19 protein-coding genes and 1 pseudogene are annotated in these 19,501 nt (G+C 67.1%); 5 read left to right on the top strand and 15 right to left on the bottom strand.

From position 1 onward, the window contains the following. Positions 1–88: 88 nt before the first annotated feature. Positions 89–709 (top strand): response regulator transcription factor, encoded by a 621-nt coding sequence (locus tag CA951_RS27475; RefSeq protein WP_087559845.1) that lies wholly within the window; start codon positions 89–91, stop codon positions 707–709. 6 nt (positions 710–715) lie between these two features. On the opposite strand, the gene CA951_RS27470 is transcribed toward CA951_RS27475, so the two are convergent. From CA951_RS27470 to CA951_RS27440, 7 genes are read right to left on the bottom strand one after another with little or no spacing between them, the layout of a single operon-like run. Then, positions 716–1,675: a PDR/VanB family oxidoreductase gene (locus CA951_RS27470; RefSeq protein WP_087559844.1), complete on the bottom strand. Its 960-nt coding sequence runs from the start codon at positions 1,673–1,675 to the stop codon at positions 716–718. A gap of 46 nt (positions 1,676–1,721) precedes the next feature. Continuing rightward, positions 1,722–2,462, bottom strand: a complete 741-nt coding sequence (locus tag CA951_RS27465) for an SDR family NAD(P)-dependent oxidoreductase (RefSeq protein WP_087559843.1) — start codon at positions 2,460–2,462, stop codon at positions 1,722–1,724. Positions 2,463–2,490: 28 nt separating this feature from the next. After that, the gene (locus CA951_RS27460) at positions 2,491–2,994 is read right to left on the bottom strand and encodes an aromatic-ring-hydroxylating dioxygenase subunit beta (RefSeq protein WP_087559842.1); all 504 of its coding nucleotides are present in this window, start codon (positions 2,992–2,994) and stop codon (positions 2,491–2,493) included. After that, positions 2,984–4,279, bottom strand: coding sequence for a Rieske 2Fe-2S domain-containing protein (locus CA951_RS27455; protein ID WP_087559841.1), 1,296 nt, complete (start codon positions 4,277–4,279; stop codon positions 2,984–2,986). Before CA951_RS27455 ends, CA951_RS27460 begins: the two co-directional genes overlap by 11 nt. A gap of 11 nt (positions 4,280–4,290) precedes the next feature. After that, complete coding sequence (locus CA951_RS27450) at positions 4,291–4,779, bottom strand: nuclear transport factor 2 family protein (RefSeq protein WP_087559964.1); 489 nt, start codon at positions 4,777–4,779, stop codon at positions 4,291–4,293. Between the two features lie 5 nt (positions 4,780–4,784). After that, positions 4,785–5,150, bottom strand: coding sequence for a hypothetical protein (locus CA951_RS27445; RefSeq protein WP_087559840.1), 366 nt, complete (start codon positions 5,148–5,150; stop codon positions 4,785–4,787). A gap of 46 nt (positions 5,151–5,196) precedes the next feature. After that, positions 5,197–6,360: an acyl-CoA dehydrogenase family protein gene (locus tag CA951_RS27440; protein ID WP_087559839.1), complete on the bottom strand. Its 1,164-nt coding sequence runs from the start codon at positions 6,358–6,360 to the stop codon at positions 5,197–5,199. Positions 6,361–6,559: 199 nt separating this feature from the next. Here CA951_RS27440 and CA951_RS27435 point away from each other — a divergent pair, with 199 nt between their 5' ends. Together CA951_RS27435 and CA951_RS27430 are read left to right on the top strand one after the other, a co-directional pair. Next, positions 6,560–8,086: a PAS domain-containing sensor histidine kinase gene (locus CA951_RS27435; RefSeq protein ID WP_087559838.1), complete on the top strand. Its 1,527-nt coding sequence runs from the start codon at positions 6,560–6,562 to the stop codon at positions 8,084–8,086. A gap of 75 nt (positions 8,087–8,161) precedes the next feature. Further along, entirely contained in the window at positions 8,162–8,431 is a 270-nt protein-coding gene (locus CA951_RS27430; protein WP_087559837.1) for a hypothetical protein, read from the top strand. 73 nt (positions 8,432–8,504) lie between these two features. Here the strand turns inward: CA951_RS27430 and CA951_RS27425 are convergent, their stop codons facing one another. The 8 genes from CA951_RS27425 to styD all read right to left on the bottom strand — a co-directional run bounded on the left by CA951_RS27425 (position 8,505) and on the right by styD (position 18,024). After that, on the bottom strand, positions 8,505–10,214 hold the full coding sequence (locus CA951_RS27425) for an amidohydrolase (protein WP_087559836.1): 1,710 nt from the start codon (positions 10,212–10,214) through the stop codon (positions 8,505–8,507). A 34-nt stretch (positions 10,215–10,248) separates the two neighbouring features. Next, entirely contained in the window at positions 10,249–10,767 is a 519-nt protein-coding gene (locus CA951_RS27420; protein ID WP_087559835.1) for a DUF5134 domain-containing protein, read from the bottom strand. A gap of 8 nt (positions 10,768–10,775) precedes the next feature. Then, positions 10,776–12,215, bottom strand: coding sequence for an APC family permease (locus CA951_RS27415; RefSeq protein ID WP_087559834.1), 1,440 nt, complete (start codon positions 12,213–12,215; stop codon positions 10,776–10,778). Next, positions 12,208–14,166, bottom strand: coding sequence for a primary-amine oxidase (locus CA951_RS27410; RefSeq protein WP_087559833.1), 1,959 nt, complete (start codon positions 14,164–14,166; stop codon positions 12,208–12,210). The genes CA951_RS27415 and CA951_RS27410 overlap by 8 nt, the downstream gene beginning before the upstream one ends. 169 nt (positions 14,167–14,335) lie before the next feature. Next, entirely contained in the window at positions 14,336–14,905 is a 570-nt protein-coding gene (locus tag CA951_RS27405; protein ID WP_087559832.1) for a TetR/AcrR family transcriptional regulator, read from the bottom strand. 52 nt (positions 14,906–14,957) lie between these two features. Further along, on the bottom strand, positions 14,958–15,278 hold the full coding sequence (locus tag CA951_RS27400; RefSeq protein ID WP_072937012.1) for a multidrug efflux SMR transporter: 321 nt from the start codon (positions 15,276–15,278) through the stop codon (positions 14,958–14,960). Between the two features lie 102 nt (positions 15,279–15,380). Beyond that, the gene (locus tag CA951_RS27395) at positions 15,381–16,496 is read right to left on the bottom strand and encodes an NDMA-dependent alcohol dehydrogenase (protein WP_087559831.1); all 1,116 of its coding nucleotides are present in this window, start codon (positions 16,494–16,496) and stop codon (positions 15,381–15,383) included. A 40-nt stretch (positions 16,497–16,536) separates the two neighbouring features. Beyond that, positions 16,537–18,024, bottom strand: a complete 1,488-nt coding sequence (styD, locus tag CA951_RS27390) for a phenylacetaldehyde dehydrogenase StyD (protein ID WP_087559830.1) — start codon at positions 18,022–18,024, stop codon at positions 16,537–16,539. Positions 18,025–18,196: 172 nt separating this feature from the next. Between styD and CA951_RS27385 the strand changes: the two genes are divergently transcribed. Continuing rightward, positions 18,197–18,862, top strand: a complete 666-nt coding sequence (locus CA951_RS27385; protein ID WP_012689757.1) for an XRE family transcriptional regulator — start codon at positions 18,197–18,199, stop codon at positions 18,860–18,862. Positions 18,863–19,168: 306 nt separating this feature from the next. After that, positions 19,169–19,501 (top strand): annotated as a pseudogene (locus CA951_RS27380) (hypothetical protein); the annotation flags it as partial.

Below are 19,501 nucleotides of genomic sequence, written 5' to 3'. Positions count from 1 at the left end.
TAGGGGATTTCTTCAGTTGGCTGTCGCTTCCGTTACGGTCGGTGTTGACTGGACGGGGAAGCAAGTCATCTGTGCGAGGCAGGATTCGATGGAGCAGCAGGAAACGCGGGTTTACATCGTCGACGACGATCAGGAGTTGTGCGCATCGCTTGCGTGGCTGCTCGATTCGGTCAACATCACGTCGGAGTACTACTTGTCGGTGCAGTCGTTCCTCGACGAGTACCGCCGCGACATCCCGGCCTGCCTCGTCCTGGACGTCCGGATGCCGGAAGTCGGAGGATTCCAGCTCCAGGAGACACTCCTCGCCGACGAATCCCCGATTCCGATCATCTTCGTGTCGGCGCACGGTGACATCAAGATGTCGGTGCGGGCACTGCAGCGGGGTGCGCTGACGTTCATCGAGAAGCCCTACGATCCGCAGCACATGCTCGACGTGATCCAGGATGCGCTCCGGGTCGCGCGGCAACGATTCGGTGAGCGCCGCAACCGAACGGAATTGCAGGGGCGAATCGACGCGCTGACGGTGCGGGAACGGGAAATTCTCGCACTCGTGCTCGACGGTCTGCCGAGCAAGAACATCGCCAAAGAGCTGGGCATCAGCGTGAAAACGGTCGACGTGCATCGCACTCGGATCAAGGAGAAGACCGGAGCAGAAAGCATTGCGGTTCTCGTGCGCGACATTCTGCAGGCCGGACTCTCCGTGACCTGACAGTGTTCAGGGAAGCTCGACGACGAGTCGCGCGGATTTCGCGCGCGACACGCACGCGGCAATTCTGTCTCCCGCCTTTCTCTCACTCTTGGTGAGGCAATTGTCGCGGTGGTCGGGTTCGCCCTCGAGGACGTCCAGGACGCACGTGCCGCAGATCCCTTCCCGGCACGAGGTGTCGATCTCGATGTCGTTCTCTTCGAGTACGTCGGCGATGGATTTTCCGGCCGGTACGTCGAACACTTCGCCCGTGTCGAGTTCCACCTCGAACGCCGTGTCCGATTCGGTCGCGGCAGGCGTCGCCGCCTCGAAGTGTTCGACGTGGACCGCATCCTCGCCGACCGCCGGTTCGGCCAGCAGGCGCACCCGATCCATGAAACCTTCGGGACCGCACGTGTAGACGTGGGTGGCGGCGGACGCGTCCGCCAGGATCTTCTCGAGCGCCGAGAACTGGGCGTCCCGCGTGAGGCCGAAGTGCTGGTGCACGTCCTGCCGGAAATCCGAATTCTCCAACAGGTCGACGAACGCGGCCTGCGCCCTCGTCCGCGCGAAGTAGTGCAGGTCGAATCGCTGCCCCTGCCGATGCAACGCGAACGCCAGACTCAGCATCGGCGTCAGCCCGATCCCCGCCGCAACGAGGATGTGCCGATCGGCGTCCTCGGCAAGCGTGAGCAGTGTCCGCGGCCCGCTGATCCGCAACTCGCTGCCGGTCGTCACGTGATCGTGCAGGGCGGCCGAGCCACCGCGCGGGCCGGTCTCGCGTTTGACGGCGACGACATACGAGTCGGACTCGTGCGGCGGGCTGCACAACGAGTACTGGGTGAGGACCTCGGTGGGTCCGAGAATGTCGATGTGGGCGCCCGCAGGGTACGGATCGAACGGTGCACCATCCGCCCGGACCAGCCGGAACGACTTGATGTCCGGCGTTTCCTCGACGACTTCCGCGACAGTGACAGTGAACATGCTCATGGTGATTCTTCCTCCGGTGCTGCGACCCGTCGCCCTCGAGCGGGGGTCAGCGCATGTACAGGCCGCCGTTGACGTCCCAGCAGGCTCCGGTCACCGACGCGGCGGCCGGAGATGCGAGGAGGGCCACCGTCTCGGCGATGAATTCGGGCGACCCCAGTGTGCCCACCGGGATGGTGGTGAGAATGGCCGCCAGTTTGTCCGCGGGCACCGTCTCGCGCACCACCGGCAGGTCCAGCGGTCCGGGCGACACCGCGTTGACGGTGACACCCGACGGTGCGAGTTCCCGGGCGAAGACCTTGGTCAGCGTTCCGACACCGCCCTTCGCGGCCGCGTAGTGGGCCCCGGTCGCCGTGCCGCCGTTCTGGCCGGCGAGCGAGGCGATGTTGACGATGCGGCCGTAGCCGCGTTCGGCGAAGTGACTCCCGAACACCTGGCAGCCGAGGAACGCGCCGTTGAGGTTGATCTCGACGATGTCCGAGAACTCCTCCGGCGCAATGTTCATCAACGAGCCGGTCTGGGAACGGCCGGCATTGTTGACGAGAACGTCCGCCCCACCCCAGAGGTCGACGACCCGGTCGCGCAGGGACTCGAAGTCGGGCTTCTTCCGGACGTCGAGGACCGCGGCGACGGCGGTGTTCCCGGAGGAATCCAGGTTCACCGCAGTCTCTTTCGCGGCGGCCTCGTCGATGTCTGCGACCAGTACGCGATATCCGCGGTCGTGCAACACTCGGGCGATGGCGGCGCCGAGTCCGCGTCCGGCGCCCGTGACTACTGCGACGTGATCCATGTCGAACTCCTATTTCTGGATGGGAAGGTCAGAGGAGGTAGCCGGAGGCGTTGACCGCGGCCTGCGAGTTGACGAGCCGGATGACCTTCAGGTCCAGCCTCGGCCCGGCCTCGGTTTCGCGGATGCGATGCGTGACGTCGGCGGCGAGGGTTTGCTGGTCGTCGCGTTTGAAGCCCACGAGGATCTGCGCGGACTTCAGCGTGATCGAGTCCTCGGTGCGGTCCTCGACGGTGAAGCGGGAGACGGTGCGAACGGTGCGGGCCGCGGCGAGCGCGGACATCGAGTACCCCGAGGTCAACCGTTCGATCCGCATGCGCCGCATCCGGGTGTCGTCGTTGACCATGTTCAGCGATCCGTCGAAGTCGTCGGTGTCGGGGTCGATGGGAATGACGTACCGGCCTTCGTCGGTCCACAGGGCGTCCCAGGTCTGGTAGTCCTTGGCGTCGAGCAGGGCCGCTTCGTGCCAGACGAGTTCGATCGCCTGCAGTACCCGGGTGTCGGACAGTGCGATCGTCAGGAGGTCAGTGCTCATCGGTCATCATCTTCTTCCACATTGCGTAGGCCTCGCGCATTCCGGTTTCGTCGGTGACGTGCGAGGTGCGGTGCCCGTCGCTGTCGAGTGCTTCGCGGTTCAGGCCGCGGTTGACCATGATCGGCATTCCGGGTGCGCCGCGGGAGCCGCGCTGCACCCGGTCCCAGGCCTCGGAGTCGTCGGGGCTGCCGAATCCGAACGGGCCCTGGAAATGTTCGTGGATGCGGAGACGTTCGCGGTTGACGATCTCGGGTCCGCCGTCCATGCCGAGGGCGATGTGCCGGATCTCGGTCTCGTCGACCGCGATCGGGCGCAGTACCCGGAAGAACGACATCGACATCGCGACGTTGGGGAAGAGGTTGAGGTTGAACCCGGCGCCGTGCATGGACCGGACGATGCGGCGCACCTGGTCGGCGGGCATCGTCTTCGACAGTTCCTCGACGATGTGGTCGAAGCGGGCCTGAATCTTCTCGGTGCCGTCGTCGTGGTCCAGGTCGACATGTTCGGGGACCATGATGGCGACGCTGTGACCGTTGCCGAGCGCGTGCGTGACGGCGTTGTCGTCGGTCATGAAGGAGAGCATGTCGGCGGTTTCGGCGTCCACGGACGACATCCACGATCGGTGCACGATCGGGAAGTGGTAGCCGTCGGTGGTGTTCTCCAACTGGATCTTCCAGTTGCCGCGGAACCGGAAGCAGTGCTCGCCCTGGGTCTTGATCGGGTAGCCGGCACCCTGCTTCATGAACAGGTCGATCCACACCTTCGCGTCGCCGAGGAAGTCGTCGAGGGGTTCGATGTCGGGGTTGAAGCTGGCGAAGATCATGCCCGCGTACGACTCCACCCGCAGGCTCTGCAGCGGGAGATCCTTCTTGTCGAGGTCCTCGTCGTAGCCGTCGGGGTAGGGGATTCCGCGCAGCCGCCCGTCGAGGGCGTACGACCAGCTGTGATAGGGGCAGGTGAACCCGTTTGCCTTGCCCTTGGGGACCTCGCAGACGCTGGCCCCGCGGTGGCGGCACCGGTTGAGCAGGACGTTGAAGTTGCCCTTGCGGTCGCGGTTGACGATCACCGGCTGCCTGCCGATGGTCGCCATCTTGAAGCTTCCGGCCTCGGGGATCTCGCTCTCGTGGGCGACCCACACCCAGGTGCGGTAGAAGATCCGCTCGAGTTCGGCCTCGAACATGTCGGGGTCGGTGTACAGCGATCCGTCCACGCGGTCGTCGGTGGCGAGGTCCGCGAAGTTGGTTGCGGTGAAACCGGCGTCTGTGGGATCCAGCGAAGTGGTCATCACATTCTCTTTCAATTCGATTCGAGCAGTCGCGGTGCCTCGTCGAGGCGGGTGGCGAACAGCTTCTCGGTCGTGAAGTGGCGGATCCGGGCTGTGCCGTCCCGGACTTCGCACTCGGCGGTGATGCGGGCGACGAGCAGTTCGGCCGATTCGTCCTCGTACCGCGACAGCTGTTGCATGACCCACCGCCCCTGCGCGGTGGGTCCGTCCACGTCGATCTGCTCGTTGCCGAGCAGGTGCGCATTTCCCCGGAAATGGGAGTTCGGTGGCAGGTACGCGGTGAGCATTCCGACGATCTCCCGGCGGCCCTGCCGCTTGCCGAACTTGTGCGCGTAGTCGCTGCCGACGCCTTCCCACACCGCGTCGGCGGTGAAGAGGGAGCCGAGTTCTTCGGCCGAGAACTGCACGGACGGAACGTCACACAGTTCCATGTAGCGGCACATCACCCGGTGAACGGCCTCACGCGTCTCGATGCGCTCGGTCGCGTCCGCACGGTGCATGTCGCTCACACGCCGAGGTCGACGTCTTCGCGGACGGTGAGCGCGCGGCCGATGCGGGCCTCGATCTTCGCGTATCGCCACAGCGTGTACTCGCCGACCGTGGTGGTGCGGAAGAGGTTGCAGACGTCCTTCACGGTCTCCTGGGTGTCGACGTCGGCGAGGATGTAGCACGTCCACGGCCAGCCGTCCGACGGTCCCACCATGTGGCTGTCGTCGTCGATGTCTCCGATCACCCGGACGCCGGGCGTCTCGGCCAGCGCGTCCATCATCCCGGAGAACGCCTTCCACACCAGGCCGCCCTGGCCGGTCGGGAGGTCGAAGAAGTTCTGGTTGATGCCGATGCAGAACAGCACTCTCAGTGGTGCGGTCATGGTTGTACTCCTGAAGGGTCGGTGGTGGTCGGGGTGCGTCCGGTGCTCAGATGAAGCCGGGGAACGGCGGGATGTCCATGAGCACCGCACCGGCGCTGTCGTAGATGCCGTCGCCGAGGAAGGCGTGCTGCGGCGGGACCAGTGCCTCGCGCATGTACCGCTGCATCGCGTTGCCGTCGTAGATCGCGCCGGTGCCCGACAACTGGAATGCGGTGTGCACGGCGGACGCTCCCGCCTTGGCGACGTGGGTCGAGGACAGGCGGAGAAGTGCCGCAAGCTTTTCCGGGACGGGATCGCCCGCGACCACCGTGGCGTACGCCTCGTCCGTGACCTCGTAGAAGAAGGCGCGGGCGGACCGCAGCGTCGCCTCCGCCTTGGCCAGGTCGATGCGGTAGTAGGCGCGGTCGGCGAGCTTGGGCGCCCCGGTGATGCCGGTGCGTCCCGCACCGACCTTGATCGCGTAGTCGAGCGCGGCACGTCCCACTCCGAGATTGACGACGGCCAGCACCTGGGCGGCGTATGCGATGGAGGGATAGCGGTAGAGGGGTTCGTCGACGGTGGGGGTTCCGCCCCGGATGAACGTCCAGTCCTCGGGCACGACGACGCCGTCGACCTTCAGTTCGTGGCTTCCGGTACCGGAGAGGCCGACCACGTCCCAGTTCTCGACGATCTCGACGTCCTTCGGCCACAGCAGGGCGGTGCGGGGCTTGCCCGCGGTGGAGTCGCCGCCCCGGATGCCCACACCGAGGATGTCGGCGCCCTTGCATCCGCTGGCGAACTTCCACTGCCCGCTGATCTTCAGGCCGCCCGGCACCTGTTCGGCGGGTTGCACCGGGAACAGACCGCCGGCGAAGACGAGGTCGGGGCTGTCCTTGTACAACTCGGCCTGCGTCGCGAGGGGCAGCGCCGCCAAGTAGACGAGGGCGGAGCCGAAACTCGCGACCCAGCCCGCCGACGCGTCCACCGCGGAGATTCGTTCGATCATCCGCAGGAACTCGCTCGGGGGCAGTGCGTCGCCGCCGAATTGCCGGGGGGTCGCGGCGCGGTAGATGCCGACCTGCTTGAACTCGTCGATCATGTCGCGCGGCACGAACTTCTGGCGTGCGAACTCTTCCCGCCGCAGGGCGACGTGCTCGAGGACGTCCTCGAACGACAGCGTCCCGTTCGCGGCGGTGTCCGTCGTGTCGAGGGTCGGTGCGGTGGTGGTCATCAAATACTCCGATCGACGCGAAGTAGAAGGGGTGTGGCGTGTTTCGTGTCGAGTTCGACGCTATTGCGGTGGCGGGCATCACTCAATCGGTGCTTCCTCCCGCAGACATGCAGAGATGTCGCCTCGGAGTAAAGGATTTCCCTATCGTGTCCGCGGTCTGCACTCTCAGTAGACTCGACCTGAGCCCAAGGAGGCCGCATTGTCCGATCTCGCGCCGTCCGACTACGAACAACTCGTCGAGTCGCTCCGCTACTGCGTCCTGGTCCACGATGCGGCGACCAAGGACATCCTCTGGGCCAACAGGGCCGCGTCGGAACTGCTCGAGTTCACGGTCGAGGAACTCAAACCGCTCAAGGCCCCCGACATGAGTTCCCCGGCGAAGCGCTACCGCCGGTCGGTGGGACGGCGGTGGTTGCAGGAGGCCGTCGACAACGGGGCGGCGGTCACCGAATGGGCGTATCGCGCGAAGAGCGGGCGGGAAGTCCTGACGGAGGCGATCGCGATCCGGGTCGAGTTGAGCGCCCGGACCGTGGTGATGGTGCAGTTCCGCGACATCGAGCAGGAAACGTCGATGCGTCGCGACCTCACGCGCACCGAGGCCGACCTCAGCCGCACCGAGGCCCGCCTGGCCGCGTTCCTGCGGAACATGGCCGAAGGCATCCTGGTCCTCGACGACGACAGCCGCATCACGTATGCGAGCGAGGCGGCCTCGGAACTCCTGAAGGTCCCGGTGGCATCGCTTGTCGGCGAACGTTTCACGGAGTTCTGCCGGGCGGGGCAGTCACGAGAGAGCGTGCGCCGGGCCCTGTATCTCACGACCGCCGACGGGGGTTCCCAGAGCCTGCGCTACGAGGTGGAACTGACAGCCGAGGAGCGCCGCTGGCACGCGGGAAGCTGCCAGCACATTGCGATCGAGAATGATCTGAGCGGGCACCTGCTGCTCTTCCACGACGTCACCGAGCACGTCCGCACCGAGCAGGAGCACGAGCGGGACTCGCAGTACCTCAACTACCTGGCCCGTTACAACGCGATGGGCGACATGGCCATGGCCATCGCACACGAGTTGGCCCAGCCGCTCGCGGCCGCCACCAATTTCATCGCCGGAACGCAGAGCCGGCTCGGTGACGGGCAGAGCAGTCGCGACGAGGTGAGCTGGGGCCTCGGAGAGGCGCGCAAGCAGATCGACCGGGCCAATCAGATCGTCCGGAGCCTGCGCGAATACGTGACGCAACTCGAGGAGTCCCAGCAGATCGTCGACCTCAACGACATCGTGGACGAGTGCGCGTATTTCGTCGACATCCGCGCGCGGCAGAAGGGCGTTCACGTCGAGTACCTCCGCGCGCCCGGACCGGTCGCCGTCGTGTGCGAGCGGGTGCTCACCGGGCAGGTCATCCTCAACCTGTGTTTCAACGCGATCGACGAGATGGCGGAGTGGCCGGCGGCCGACCGCATCGTGACGGTCCGCACCGAGGCCACCGCGACGGAGGGCGTCGTGAGCGTCGAGGACCACGGCAAGGGTCTCGCGCACGTCCCGGACGGCCGAATCTTCGACGGCGCGTTCACGTCGAAGTCCACGGGCCACGGCATCGGACTTGCGCTGAGCCACCGCATCATCACCCGCCAGGGCGGGACGATCACCGCGCGCGAGAACGATCCGCACGGGGCGGTCTTCACGTTCACGCTGCCGGTCGACCCAACCGCTGAGCGACCAAATGCACAGGGGTAAAGGTTTCTTGGATTCCGTTGAGCACGATCCGGTTCTAGCGTTATGGGAAAACCACCGCGGCCCCGGAGGTACCTCGTGGACTATTCGCATCACCATCGCACATTCCTGACCTGTTACGCCGACACCCACCGCTACGGCTGGCATCACGTCGACCTGTTCGTGCACGACGAGCACGGCAACGAAGTGAACTGGGTGCACTGGCAGGTGCGGGAGGACGGACCGGACGGCGCCGACGTGGCCACCGCGCGCGTCGAGCCGAACCTACGGCGGACCACCGATTGGCAACGCGGAATCAGCGCCGACGGAAGCGAGTACTGGATCGCGGAGGCCGCCTGGACGCAGTGACATGCCGGACGCCGAACGGCCGGTTCACCGCAGAAGTGGTGAACCGGCCGTTCGGATTTCGTCGGTGTCCGGCCTACACGACACTCTCCGTGACGCGCTCGAACACGACCTTCCCGCCCAGCACGGTGGTGACGACCTGCATCGCGGGGATGTCGTGCGGGTCGATGGTCTCGAGGTCGCCGTCGAGGATGCACAGGTCGGCCACCTTGCCGGCCTCGAGTGACCCCTTCCAGTCCTCGGCGAAGTCCTGCCAGGCCGCGTTGATCGTGTAGGTCCGGACGGCGTCGGCGAGCCCGATGGTCTGGTCGGGTCCGCTCACCGCGCCGCTGGCCTTGCTCTCCCGCAGGATCATCGTCGAGATGCCCTGTCGCCAGTCGGGCGGTGTGACCGGTGCATCGGAACTGCTCATCAGGTGCACCCCGGATTCGACGGCGCTGCGGTACGGCCATTCGTAGGCGGCACGTTCGGTCCCGACCACCCCGACCTCGAGGTCGGCGATGGTCCACTTGATCGTCGGGTTCATGTTGACGCCGATGTCGTTCTCGGCCAGCCGCTTCAGGGTGGCTTCGCTGATGAAATCGCCGTGGATCAGGTAGTGCCTGGCATCGTCGCGGGGGTGGGCGTTCTGTGCGGCGATGATCGCCTCGGCGACGGTGTCGATGGCACGGTCGCCGGTGACGTGCACACCGATCTGGTAGCCGGCCTCGTGGCCGATGCGGACCATCTCGGTCACCTCGTACACCTGCCGCTCGTCGGTGTCGCCGCCGACGCACAGGGAACCGCAGCCGCCGCCGACGTACTCCTCGTGCATCCACGCGGTCTTGCTCGGCGGGATGCCGTCGGCGAACACCTTCACCCCGAGAACCTGGAACATCCGCGGGTCCACCGTGTCCGGGACCTCGATGTCGGCGAGGTTCTTCCCGAAATCCTCGGCGGACCCGGACATTCCGGTGGGCAGGAGGAGAAGATTGACGCGGGCGCCCAGTTCTCCGCGGCGGGCGAGGTCGGCGTACACCGACAGGCCCTCGGCGCCCATCGCGCCGCCGGCGAGGGCTTCGCCACCGGGGCCGATCGCCGGGTCGGTGAAGCTGGTGATCCCCTCGCTCTGCAGGATCGAGATCGCCGAGCGGAGTGCTTCCTCCCGGCGCTCCCGGGTAAGGGCCGGCAGAACCCGCTGCACGAGGGCCTGCGCTCCCTCCATGACGATGCCGGTCAGCAGGCCGTCCTCGCCGGTGGGCATGAGACTGCCGGGCGGTAGCGGGGTCGTCTCGTCGACCCCGGCGAGGGCGAGCGCCGCGCTGTTCACCCACGACGTGTGCCGGGAGAAGTCCTGCAGGAACACGGGATTGTTCGGGGACACGTCGTCGAGGTCCCAGCGGGTCGGCGTCCGCCCGTCCTCGGCGAGGCATTCGTCGAGATAGCCGTCGTCCCAGCCCGTTCCGATGATCCAGGTGCCGTCCTCGGCCGCCGAGGCGGCCTCCCGCACGCGTTCGCGGACGTCGGCGATCGACCGGACGGCCGGGAACGACACGTCGAGCGACAACGGCGGCGTGTCCAGTCCGTAGGCGATGGCGTGCAGGTGTGAATCGTTGATTCCGGGGAGGATCGTCTTCCCACCGAGATCCGTGACCACGGTGTCCGGTCCGATCAGGGCTTCGATCTCCGCGTCGGTGCCCACCGCGTGGACGAGTCCGTCGCGGACCGCGAGGGCGGTGGCGATCGTGAAGTCCTCGTCGACGGTGAAGACCTTGCCGCGGGTGTAGACGGCATCGGCGTAACTCATCGGTTCCTCCAGGGTGCTGTCGGTGGGAGGGCGGTCAGACGGCCATCGGAGCCATGCCCAGGATCATCAGTGCGGAACCCGACGCCGCGGTCTTGACGCCGGAACGCTCGCGGCGCGGGGTGGAGCGGTAGAGATACAAGGTCGACAGTGCCCAGCACACGAGCACGACGAGGGGAAGCCAGCCGGTCGAGATTCCTGCGCCACCGTGGTGGTGGCCGGAGGGTGCGGGCGCCGACGCCGCCGGGGTGGCAGCGGACATCGGCGCCAGGAGCAGCAGCACACCCATGGCCGTGAGGTCGACCGCGCAGGGAACCGCGGTCCGGCGGTGCATCTTCTCGCCGGTGACGAACACGGCGAGGCCGACGAGGACGGCACCCTCGAGCAGGTGAATCCCTGTCGGCACACCGGGGATCATCATCGCGACCATGGACAGCGCCATCGCGGCGTGCGCGATCCGGACCCGGCAGTCGGTTCCGTGTGCCCGCCACATCGGGACGAGGGCACCGACCGCTCCGACGAACATCGCCGCGTGCACGGCAGGGATCTCGAACATCGTCGGACTCAGATCGTGGGAGTGAGTTCGCGGTGCTGCGCGACGTCGGCGCGGCTCTGCCGGGTGACCCGGGCGACGACCAGTCCGGCGACGAAGAACAGTGCGATGACGGCGAGCAGGATGTCCGCGAGCAGTGCCGACCCGCCGATCAGAGTGGTGAAGTTGTCGAGCACCAACCAGGTGACGGCCACCAGGCCCACACATCCGAGCACGGGGGCGATACGGGTGTGCCAGAGCCGGGTGTCCAGCCGGGTACGGGCGAAGAACGCGATGATCGCGACGCTGGTGAGCACCATCAGCACGAGGATGCTCACGGTGGCCAGACCCGCCATCCAGGTGAACAGTTGCAACACCGGGTCTGCGCCGGCGAGTGCGAACACCCCTACGACCACGGTCGCGGAGATCGTCTGGGCGATCGAGCCGACGTGCGGGGAACCGTGCTTGGGGTGGGTGCGGGCCAGTGCCCGCGGGGCCGCACCCTTGCGGGCCAGGGCGAACACGTACCGGGAGATGGCGTTGTGGAACGCGAGCAGCGCGGCGAACAGGCTCGTGACGAGCATGATCGCCATGACGTCGGCGGCGGGTCCGCCCAGGAACTGCGCGGCCGCGGCGAACGTCAACCCGGCAGGGTCGGCGGCAGCGGCCGCGGAGACGTTGTCGCTGCCGAACGCGAGCACCACGGCCCAGCTGGCCAGGGCGTACACCAGCCCGATGACGATGACGGCGGCGTACGTCGCGATCGGGATCGTGCGCCGGGGGTTGCGGGCCTCCTCGCCGTAGATCGCGGTCGCCTCGAAGCCGATGAACGACGCGATCGCGAACATCAATGCGACACCGGGGGATCCGCTGAAGAACGACGTCGGGGTGAACGACGCGAAGTCGATACCCGCGGCCCCGCCCCGCACCAGGACACCGAACGACAGCGCCAGGATGATGCCGATCTCGAGGACGAGGAGGACACCGAGCACCTTGGCGCCCAGATCGATGCTGCGGTATCCGAGCACGGCCACCAGCGCGATGAGGACCAGCGCCCACATCCACCAGGGCAGGTCGGGTCCGCCGTACTGGACCACCAGTCCCTGGATGGTCGCGGCGGCCAGGCCGTACACGGCGGCCTGGATGGCGGTGTAGGTCAGCAACGCGAGGCCGGCGGCCCCGAGCCCGCAGGATTCGCCGAGACCCTTGGCGACGTAGGCGTAGAACGCGCCGGTGTCGACCATGTGGCTGCTCATCGCCGCGTATCCGACGCTGAAGACGAGCAGTACCAGCGCGGCGATGAGATAGGCGGTCGGGGCACCCGCGCCGTTGCCGATCGCGATCATGACGGGCAGGGCGCCGCCGATCGCCGTGAGGGGAGCGGCGGCGGCGATGACGAGGAAGACGATCCCGACGACGCCGATGGATCCGCGCAGCTTGCCGGCTCCGGAACCCGTGGTGGTGTCAGACATGAGTGCCTCCGTCCGAGTGGCAGCTGCTGCCTCCGGTCGAGCAGTGCTTCGACGTCGTGCGGGGCACGTCGAGGGAGGGGTTGCGGTCGAAGAAGCCGTTGGGCTTCAACGTGAATCCGGTGTAGTCGACGGGCATGATCGGCCAGTCCTCCGGTCGCGGGAAGTGGGTGAGACCGAACGTGTGCCACACGACGAGGTCCTCGTTCTCCAGATCGCGGTCGCCGGCCACGAAGCTGGGCAGTCCGGCGCCACCGGAGTGCTGGTTCACGAAATCGCCTGCCGCGTAACGTTCCTTCTCGTCGAACTGCGTGACCCACAGGTGCTTGGTGGCGAACGTCGCCCGCGCCGCGATCGACGAGTCGTCGTCGGCCAGCAGGATCGGCTGCCCTTCCGGGTGCAGCGCGTACGCCACCGGCTTGCCCAGACGGTTCAGCTTGTTCGGGTTGCTGATGTGCCACACCCGTCCGACGCTGTTGTCCGCGAGGCGCTGCGCCTCGGATTCCTTCGTCAGGGGTGTGCGCTCGAGGGTGAACGCATTGCCGTGCACGTTCCCGGGGCCCATCTTCACCCGCTTGGTCTGCACCTCCTCGACGGAGTTGCGGTCGCCGTCGATCATCATGTCGAGGCGGGCGCTGAACAGGTGCTGGTGGTACGGGGCGCCGAGGCCGGGGGCGATCTCCGAGGCGTACGGGTAGTCGCCGCCCGGGTGACCCGACGTGAAGACGACGCCGGTGGCCTTGACCTCGAACTCGATGGTGCCGTCGAGGTAGAGGTACCAGAAGAAGCCGTAGTCGTAGTTGCCGATCGTGGTGAAGAAGGAGACGACCAGGCGGCGCTGGCGGCGCGTCTCGGCCGAGCCGGCCCACAGGTCGGTGTGCTTCCACAGCACGCCGAAGTCCTCCTCGTGCATGCACACCGCGTTCTTCAGCGTCTTGGGACTGCCGAACTCGTCGGCGATGACGGCGTCGAAGTAGGTGATGTCGCCGACGCAGTCGCAGCCGAGTTCGAGGGCGTTCGCGTAGCGGCCCACCATGTACTCGCCGGTGTCGAAGTAGTTCTGCCACGACCGGACCGGTGAGGGGTCGCCGTAGGGCACGACCATCTCGGCGATGGACGCGCGGTGGATGATCGGGCGGATGTGGTCGCCGTCGGCGAATCCGAGCTGATGGAGGACCAGTCCCTCGCGGGCGTCGAAGCCGACGCGGAACGACCACTTCTCCCAGTCGACGCGGTTGCCGTCGACGACGAAGCTGGGGCCCTCGGGCTGGGTGATCTCGATGGGCTTCTGAGTGGTGCGCAGCGGGCCGGTGACGGCGAGGTCGTCGAAGTTGCCCGACTCCTCGGGGATCGGGACGGCGCCGAGGTCGAGAACGTCGGTGACGGTCCGGTTCATGACGTCGACGAAGCCGACGAGCCCGTCGATCGGGTGGGCCCAGGCGTGGTCCTTCGGGTGGTCCTGGCGGAACGCGAGCCCGCGGAGGATCCGCTTGCCGGTCTCGCCGGGGTAGTCGAAGACGCCGGCCGAGAGGGGAGCGACCCGGACGTCGGCGACGTCGAGTCCGCGGGCGGCCAGTGCGGCGAGCCAGCGTTCGTCGGCGGACAGAACCTGCTCGACGAGCTCGAACTCCTCGTCCAGGACCGGCATCTGACCGTCGCGGGTGGCGTCGAGGGTGACCGAGCTGATGACCGACCGCTGGGTCACGGACACCACGACGTCCACGGCATTGGGGGACGAGATGTCGTGCAGCAGAACGCGGAATCGGCGATCGGTCTCGCCCGTCTCGGCCGGGTACAGCGTCGACTTGTCCGGTTCCTCGAGACCGACGTAGACGAATCGCGTCTGCTCGGTCAGCGCGTCGGCGGCCTCGAGGATCTCGCGGAGCGATGCGATCTCTTCGACGGTCGGCAGCGACAGCGGGTGGTCGATACGCGCAGGGGAAAGGGTGGGCATGTCGCGATCCTTTGGTTCTACGGGTGTTGAATAAAAAGCTTAGTGACGTACGTTACAGCCGAGGTGCCCTCGTGTAAACAGTGAATTTCGGATCCGGACATACTGGGCGTCCGGTCAAAGGTGCGCTATCGGACTCCGCAGCAACGGAATTGGACGAGCGTACGAAAAATCAGAGAGTGGTGACGAACCGCTCGAGCATCTCCAGCTGACGCTCCGACGACGTCTCGCCCGGCGTGAGGACACCCAGAATCTGCATGCCCATCATCATGTTGAGCAGTTGTTCGACCACGATGGTGACGTCGATGTCGCCGACGGTGCCCTCCTCGCGGGCCTGTTCGAGGAAGATCGCCATCTGCTCACGCCAGCGGTCCATCGTCCGCCGGTTGGTCGCGGCCATCTGCTCGTCGTACATGGCCCGCGGCCACAGGGAGGCGGCGATCCGGGCCTCGAGGAGTTTCTCCTCGTTGATCGGCATCACCTCGCGGCACAGGATGCGCAGGGCGTCCAGGCCGGTCGCGTCGCCGAGCGCCTCGGTGATCCGGCGATCGGTGGCCTCGGAGATGTGCTCGTACGACGTCCGGAGGATCTCGTCCTTGCCGGCGAAGTAGTGGCTCAGCGCGCCGTTGGTGTACCCGGCCTCGGTGGCGATGTCGCGCATGTTCGCGGCCTCGATACCGCGGGCAGCGATCAGCCGCCAGGCGGCGGCGGTGATGCTTCGCCGACGTTCGTCGTGATCCACGAGCTTAGGCACGACGTGTTCCTGCCCCACCAGCGATCATGCGACCACGGTATCAATGAGCTCCGCCGAGATTGAGAACGACCACTCCGGAGACGACGAGACCCAGTCCGAAGATCTTCGTCGCGGTCAGCGGTTCACCGAGGAAGGCGGCCCCGATCGCGACGATCGCCGCCGTCCCGAGCCCCGACCACATTGCGTAGGCGATCCCGACCGGCACCGTCTTGACCGCCTGCGACAGGAACAGGAACGCGACGACGTACCCGGCCAGGCACCCGACCGTCGGCCACAGCCGGGTGAAACCCTCGGTGGACTTCAGCAGGCTCGTGCCGAACACCTCGGCGGCGATCGCGGCGAGCAGGAACACGTACGGCATGGCACTCCATCACGAATCAACGGACATATCGGGCGTCCGTGACAGAGAACCACGCCGGGAGCGGCGGCGCGCACGCCGCCCCACCGCCCCCGGTGCGAGCACCTACGAGTACATGATGACGCCGCGGACGTTCTCGGCCTTCCGCATGGCCTCGTAGCCGTCGTTGATCTGATCGAGTGTGTATGTCCTCGTGATCATCTCGTCCAGCTTCAGCTGACCCTCCATGTACAGGCGGAGCAGGTGCGGGATGTCGAACCGGATGTTCGCGTTCCCGAACCACGCGCCCTTGAGGGTCTTGCGCATCGCCGTCAGATCGAACAGGTTCAGATCGACGTCGTTCTGGGTGACGTCGCCGACCGACACGTGGACGCACGTGCCACCCTTCGCCACCAGGCTCATCGCCGGAGCGATGATGCGGCCACTCGCATTCGCGACGGTGATGAGCACCTTGTCTGCGAGCTGGCCCCACGTCAGGTCCTGGAGGAGGGGGAGTGCCTCGTCGATGCTCGCCGCGGTGTGGGTCGCGCCGAAGATCTTGGCCTGCTCCCGCTTGAACTCCGAGGGGTCGACGACCACGACGTGCCGGGCACCGGCGATCGCGGCGCCCTGAACCGCCCCGCACCCGACGCCGCCCATGCCGATCACCACGACGGTCTCACCGGCCTGGACGCCGGCGGCGTACACCGACGACCCCCAGCCGGTCGTGACACCGCAGCCGACCAGCGCCGCCTTGTCGAGCGGGATGTCCTTCGTGATCTTGACGCAGGACGCCTCGTTGACCACCGTGTACGGCGAAAACGTTCCGATCAGGCACTGGATGGCAGCGTCCTTGCCGCGAACGTGATGCCGCGCCGTGCCGTCCGAGATCTGCCACCCTTCGAGCAGATGGGCACCCAGGTCGCAGATGCTGGACTGTCCGGTCGCGCACTGCCGGCACCGCCCGCACGCGGGGATGAATCCGAGTGCGACGTGATCGCCCTTCTCGACGCTGGTGACCCCCGGTCCGGCCTCGAGCACGACACCGGCGCCCTCGTGCCCACCGATGAACGGGTAGTACTCGAGCGGCAGGCTGCCGTCCCGGACATGTTCGTCCGAATGGCACATCCCCGACGCCGCCAACTGCAGCAGCACCTCCCCGTGCTTCGGCGGGTCGAGTTCCAGTTCTTCGATCTGCCACGGCTGACCGGGTTCCCACAACACTGCGGCCTGGGTCTTCATGTTTGCTGCTCCTGTCCGACGACGTCGATGCTGTACGGGATCAGAGAATGATGGTGACGACCTTCTCCTCGGTGTTGGCTTCGATTCCGGCCCAGCCGAGTTCGCGTCCCGTGCCGCTGGTCTTCATGCCTCCCCAGGGGAGGGCGGGATCGATCGGTGCCCAGCCGTTCACGGCCACCGCTCCGGCCCGGACCTTGCCGGCGAGGATGTGGGCGTGGGACACGTCGCGCGTCCAGATCGAGGCGGCGAGCCCGTAGTCGGTGGCGTTGGCGATTGCGATCGCCTCGTCGGTGGTGTCGAACGCGATGACGGTGCCGACGGGTCCGAAGATCTCCTCCCGCGCGATCTTCATGTCGTTGTTCGCGTCCGCGAAGATGGTCGGCTGGACGAAGAACCCGTCCCCGTCCGGACGGCCACCGCCGGCGGCGACGCGGGCGCCCTCGCTGCGTCCGGCCGCGATGTAGTCGAGGACGGTGTCGCGCTGCTTCGCGTTGACCAGGGCGCCCATCGTGGTGGCCGGGTCGAACGGGTCGCCGAGAACCTGCGCGGACGCGGCGGCGGCGAGACCGTCGACGACCTGCGAGTACAGCGAGCGGTGCACCAGGATGCGGGTGCCCGCGGCGCACACCTCGCCCTGGTTGAAGAACAGTCCCATCGCGGTGCCGTTGATGGCGGCCTCGAGGTCGGCGTCCGGGAGGATGATCTGCGGCGACTTACCGCCCAGTTCGAGGGTGGTGCGCTTGAACGTGTCCGCGGCGCGCTTGGCGATGATCCGGCCGACGCGGGGGCTGCCGGTGAAGCTGATCTTGTCGACGCCGGGGTGGGCGGCGAGTGCGTCGCCGGCGATCTCCCCGAGGCCGGGCACGATGTTGACGGTGCCTGCGGGCAGTCCGGCCTCCTCGAGCAACGTCGCGAGGTGCAGGATCGACAGCGGTGCGTCCTCCGGCGGCTTCACCACCAGGGTGTTCCCGGCGGCCAGCGCCGGGGCGATCTTCCATGCCGAGATCATCAGCGGGGTGTTCCACGGGACGATCGCGCCGATCACGCCGACCGGTTCACGGACCGTGTACGAGTGGGTGGGCTGGCCGAAGTAGCCGGCGGTCGGGATGGACTGGCCGGTGATCTTGTCGGCCCAGCCGGCGAAGTGCCGGAACGTGCCCGCCGCCATCGGGATGTCGAGCATGGTGGGCTGGCCGACGGGCTTGCCGACGTCGAGGGCCTCGAGCCGGGCAAGGATCTCGGCGTCGCGCTCGATGAGATCGGCGACCTTGTTGAGGACCCGTCCGCGGGCGGCGCCGGGCAGTGATCCCCATTCACCGTTCAGCTGGGCGCGAGCGGCCCGGACGGCGTCGTCGATGTCCTGCCCGGTTCCGGCGGCCACGTCGACGAGGGGGCGGCCGGTGGCCGGGTTCAGGTCCGTGAACGTTCCGCCGTCCGACGCCGGACGCCACTGCCCGCCGATGAACAGCTGCGTGGCGGTTCCATCAGGAAGCCCTGTGGCACTGACGTTCTCGTGTACTGCGGTCATGGCGTCAACTCTCCCGGTGGTGTTGTGATGGCTGTCACAAGCATGCGGGCGAGGGGGCGGCGTCGTCTTGCACGCACGCGCATGGTTGTTGCTCGTATGCGCACCGATTCGCCGTCCGAGGGCCGCTGAGTCGCGGTTTCCTGACAGTAAACAGCGCTGTTACGATGCGGACGTGACGACTCGACCCGAGACCGAGGTTCACCGTGACACGGGAGACCCCGCGCCCGTCGAGCGGGAGGTGCCGTCCGATACGCCGACCGGGCCCGATCTGGAGAAGGTGATCGCACGGCAGGTCCGGGCGCTCCGCAAGGCCAGCGGGCTGTCCGTCGGCGACATGGCGGCCAAGGTCGGGATCTCCAAGGCGATGCTGTCGAAGATCGAGAACTCGCAGACCTCGTGCAGTCTGTCGACGCTGGCGCGTCTCGCCGCCGGACTCGACGTGCCGGTGACCTCCCTGTTCCGGGGTGCCGACACCGCCCGCGACGCCGTCTACGTCGAGGCGGGCCACGGCGCGGTCATCGTCGGGCGCGGCACCCGGGTAGGGCACCACTACGAACTCCTCGGCGCCCTGCGCGGGCAGCACAAGCGACTCGAGCCGGTGCTGGTCACGCTCACCGACGCCAGCGAGACGTTTCCGCTGTTCCAGCACGCGGGCACCGAACTGCTCTACATGCTCGAGGGCGTCATGGTCTACGGGCACGGCGAGGCCGAGTACACGCTGCGGCCGGGCGACTCGCTGCTCCTCGACGGCGAAGGCCTGCACGGTCCCAACGACCTCGTGCGGTTGCCCATCCGGTTCCTCGCCGTCACGGCGTACCCGGACCATCACGAGGAGTGACTCCGCCGACCGCGATGTCGTCCTTCCGTCCGATGGACGACTCCGTGCCGTCGAGGACCTCAGGCATGGCGCTGTTGCCGATGAACGGGATCCAATAGGTCATCCAGGCGGTAGTGACGAGGATCACACGTCGGCGAGACTTCGAGTGCTGTTTCGACGGGCGAGCCGGTACGGCCGACGAGCGGCACGCCGCTTGCGACGAACGGTCGAGCGTCGACGACGTCGGCGCGTTCTAGCCTATGACCTGGCGAACATCCCCCTTTTGGGGGTGTCGGCATCACATTCCGCGCTCCTACACTGGCCGCCGTGAGCATCCAGATCAGTGCCCCCGCGTCGCAGTCGAGCCGGATTCGAAACTCGGTATTCCGGCGGAAGGTGACCGTGGCGGAAGAGGCGGTGAAGGTCATCGGTCACGGCGACACCGTCGCGGTCAGCGGCTTCGCCAGTGCGGGCACACCGAAGGCGATCATCCCGGCACTGGTCGGCCGAATTCACGCTGCCCGCGCAGCCGGCTCGAACTTCACCATCGACCTGCTGACCGGGGCGTCCGTCTCGCCCGAAACCGAGCGAATGCTCGCCGAGGTCGACGGAATCGCGCTGCGGATGCCCTACCAAGCGGAATCCACGGCTCGGCAGAAG

The organism is Rhodococcus sp. NCIMB 12038, from assembly GCF_002165735.1.
Lineage (GTDB): Bacteria > Actinomycetota > Actinomycetes > Mycobacteriales > Mycobacteriaceae > Rhodococcus_F.
Note: the sequence above shows the minus strand (reverse complement) of the source record. Positions and strands in the feature narration are given on the sequence as shown.

Coding starts and splice junctions, on each gene's coding strand:
- CA951_RS27475 (WP_087559845.1), top strand. CDS start 89: ATGGAGCAGCAGGAAACGCGGGTTTACATCGTCGACGACGATCAGGAG.
- CA951_RS27470 (WP_087559844.1), bottom strand. CDS start 1,675: ATGAGCATGTTCACTGTCACTGTCGCGGAAGTCGTCGAGGAAACGCCG.
- CA951_RS27465 (WP_087559843.1), bottom strand. CDS start 2,462: ATGGATCACGTCGCAGTAGTCACGGGCGCCGGACGCGGACTCGGCGCC.
- CA951_RS27460 (WP_087559842.1), bottom strand. CDS start 2,994: ATGAGCACTGACCTCCTGACGATCGCACTGTCCGACACCCGGGTACTG.
- CA951_RS27455 (WP_087559841.1), bottom strand. CDS start 4,279: ATGACCACTTCGCTGGATCCCACAGACGCCGGTTTCACCGCAACCAAC.
- CA951_RS27450 (WP_087559964.1), bottom strand. CDS start 4,779: ATGCACCGTGCGGACGCGACCGAGCGCATCGAGACGCGTGAGGCCGTT.
- CA951_RS27445 (WP_087559840.1), bottom strand. CDS start 5,150: ATGACCGCACCACTGAGAGTGCTGTTCTGCATCGGCATCAACCAGAAC.
- CA951_RS27440 (WP_087559839.1), bottom strand. CDS start 6,360: ATGACCACCACCGCACCGACCCTCGACACGACGGACACCGCCGCGAAC.
- CA951_RS27425 (WP_087559836.1), bottom strand. CDS start 10,214: ATGAGTTACGCCGATGCCGTCTACACCCGCGGCAAGGTCTTCACCGTC.
- CA951_RS27420 (WP_087559835.1), bottom strand. CDS start 10,767: ATGTTCGAGATCCCTGCCGTGCACGCGGCGATGTTCGTCGGAGCGGTC.
- CA951_RS27415 (WP_087559834.1), bottom strand. CDS start 12,215: ATGTCTGACACCACCACGGGTTCCGGAGCCGGCAAGCTGCGCGGATCC.
- CA951_RS27410 (WP_087559833.1), bottom strand. CDS start 14,166: ATGCCCACCCTTTCCCCTGCGCGTATCGACCACCCGCTGTCGCTGCCG.
- CA951_RS27400 (WP_072937012.1), bottom strand. CDS start 15,278: ATGCCGTACGTGTTCCTGCTCGCCGCGATCGCCGCCGAGGTGTTCGGC.
- CA951_RS27395 (WP_087559831.1), bottom strand. CDS start 16,496: ATGAAGACCCAGGCCGCAGTGTTGTGGGAACCCGGTCAGCCGTGGCAG.
- styD (WP_087559830.1), bottom strand. CDS start 18,024: ATGACCGCAGTACACGAGAACGTCAGTGCCACAGGGCTTCCTGATGGA.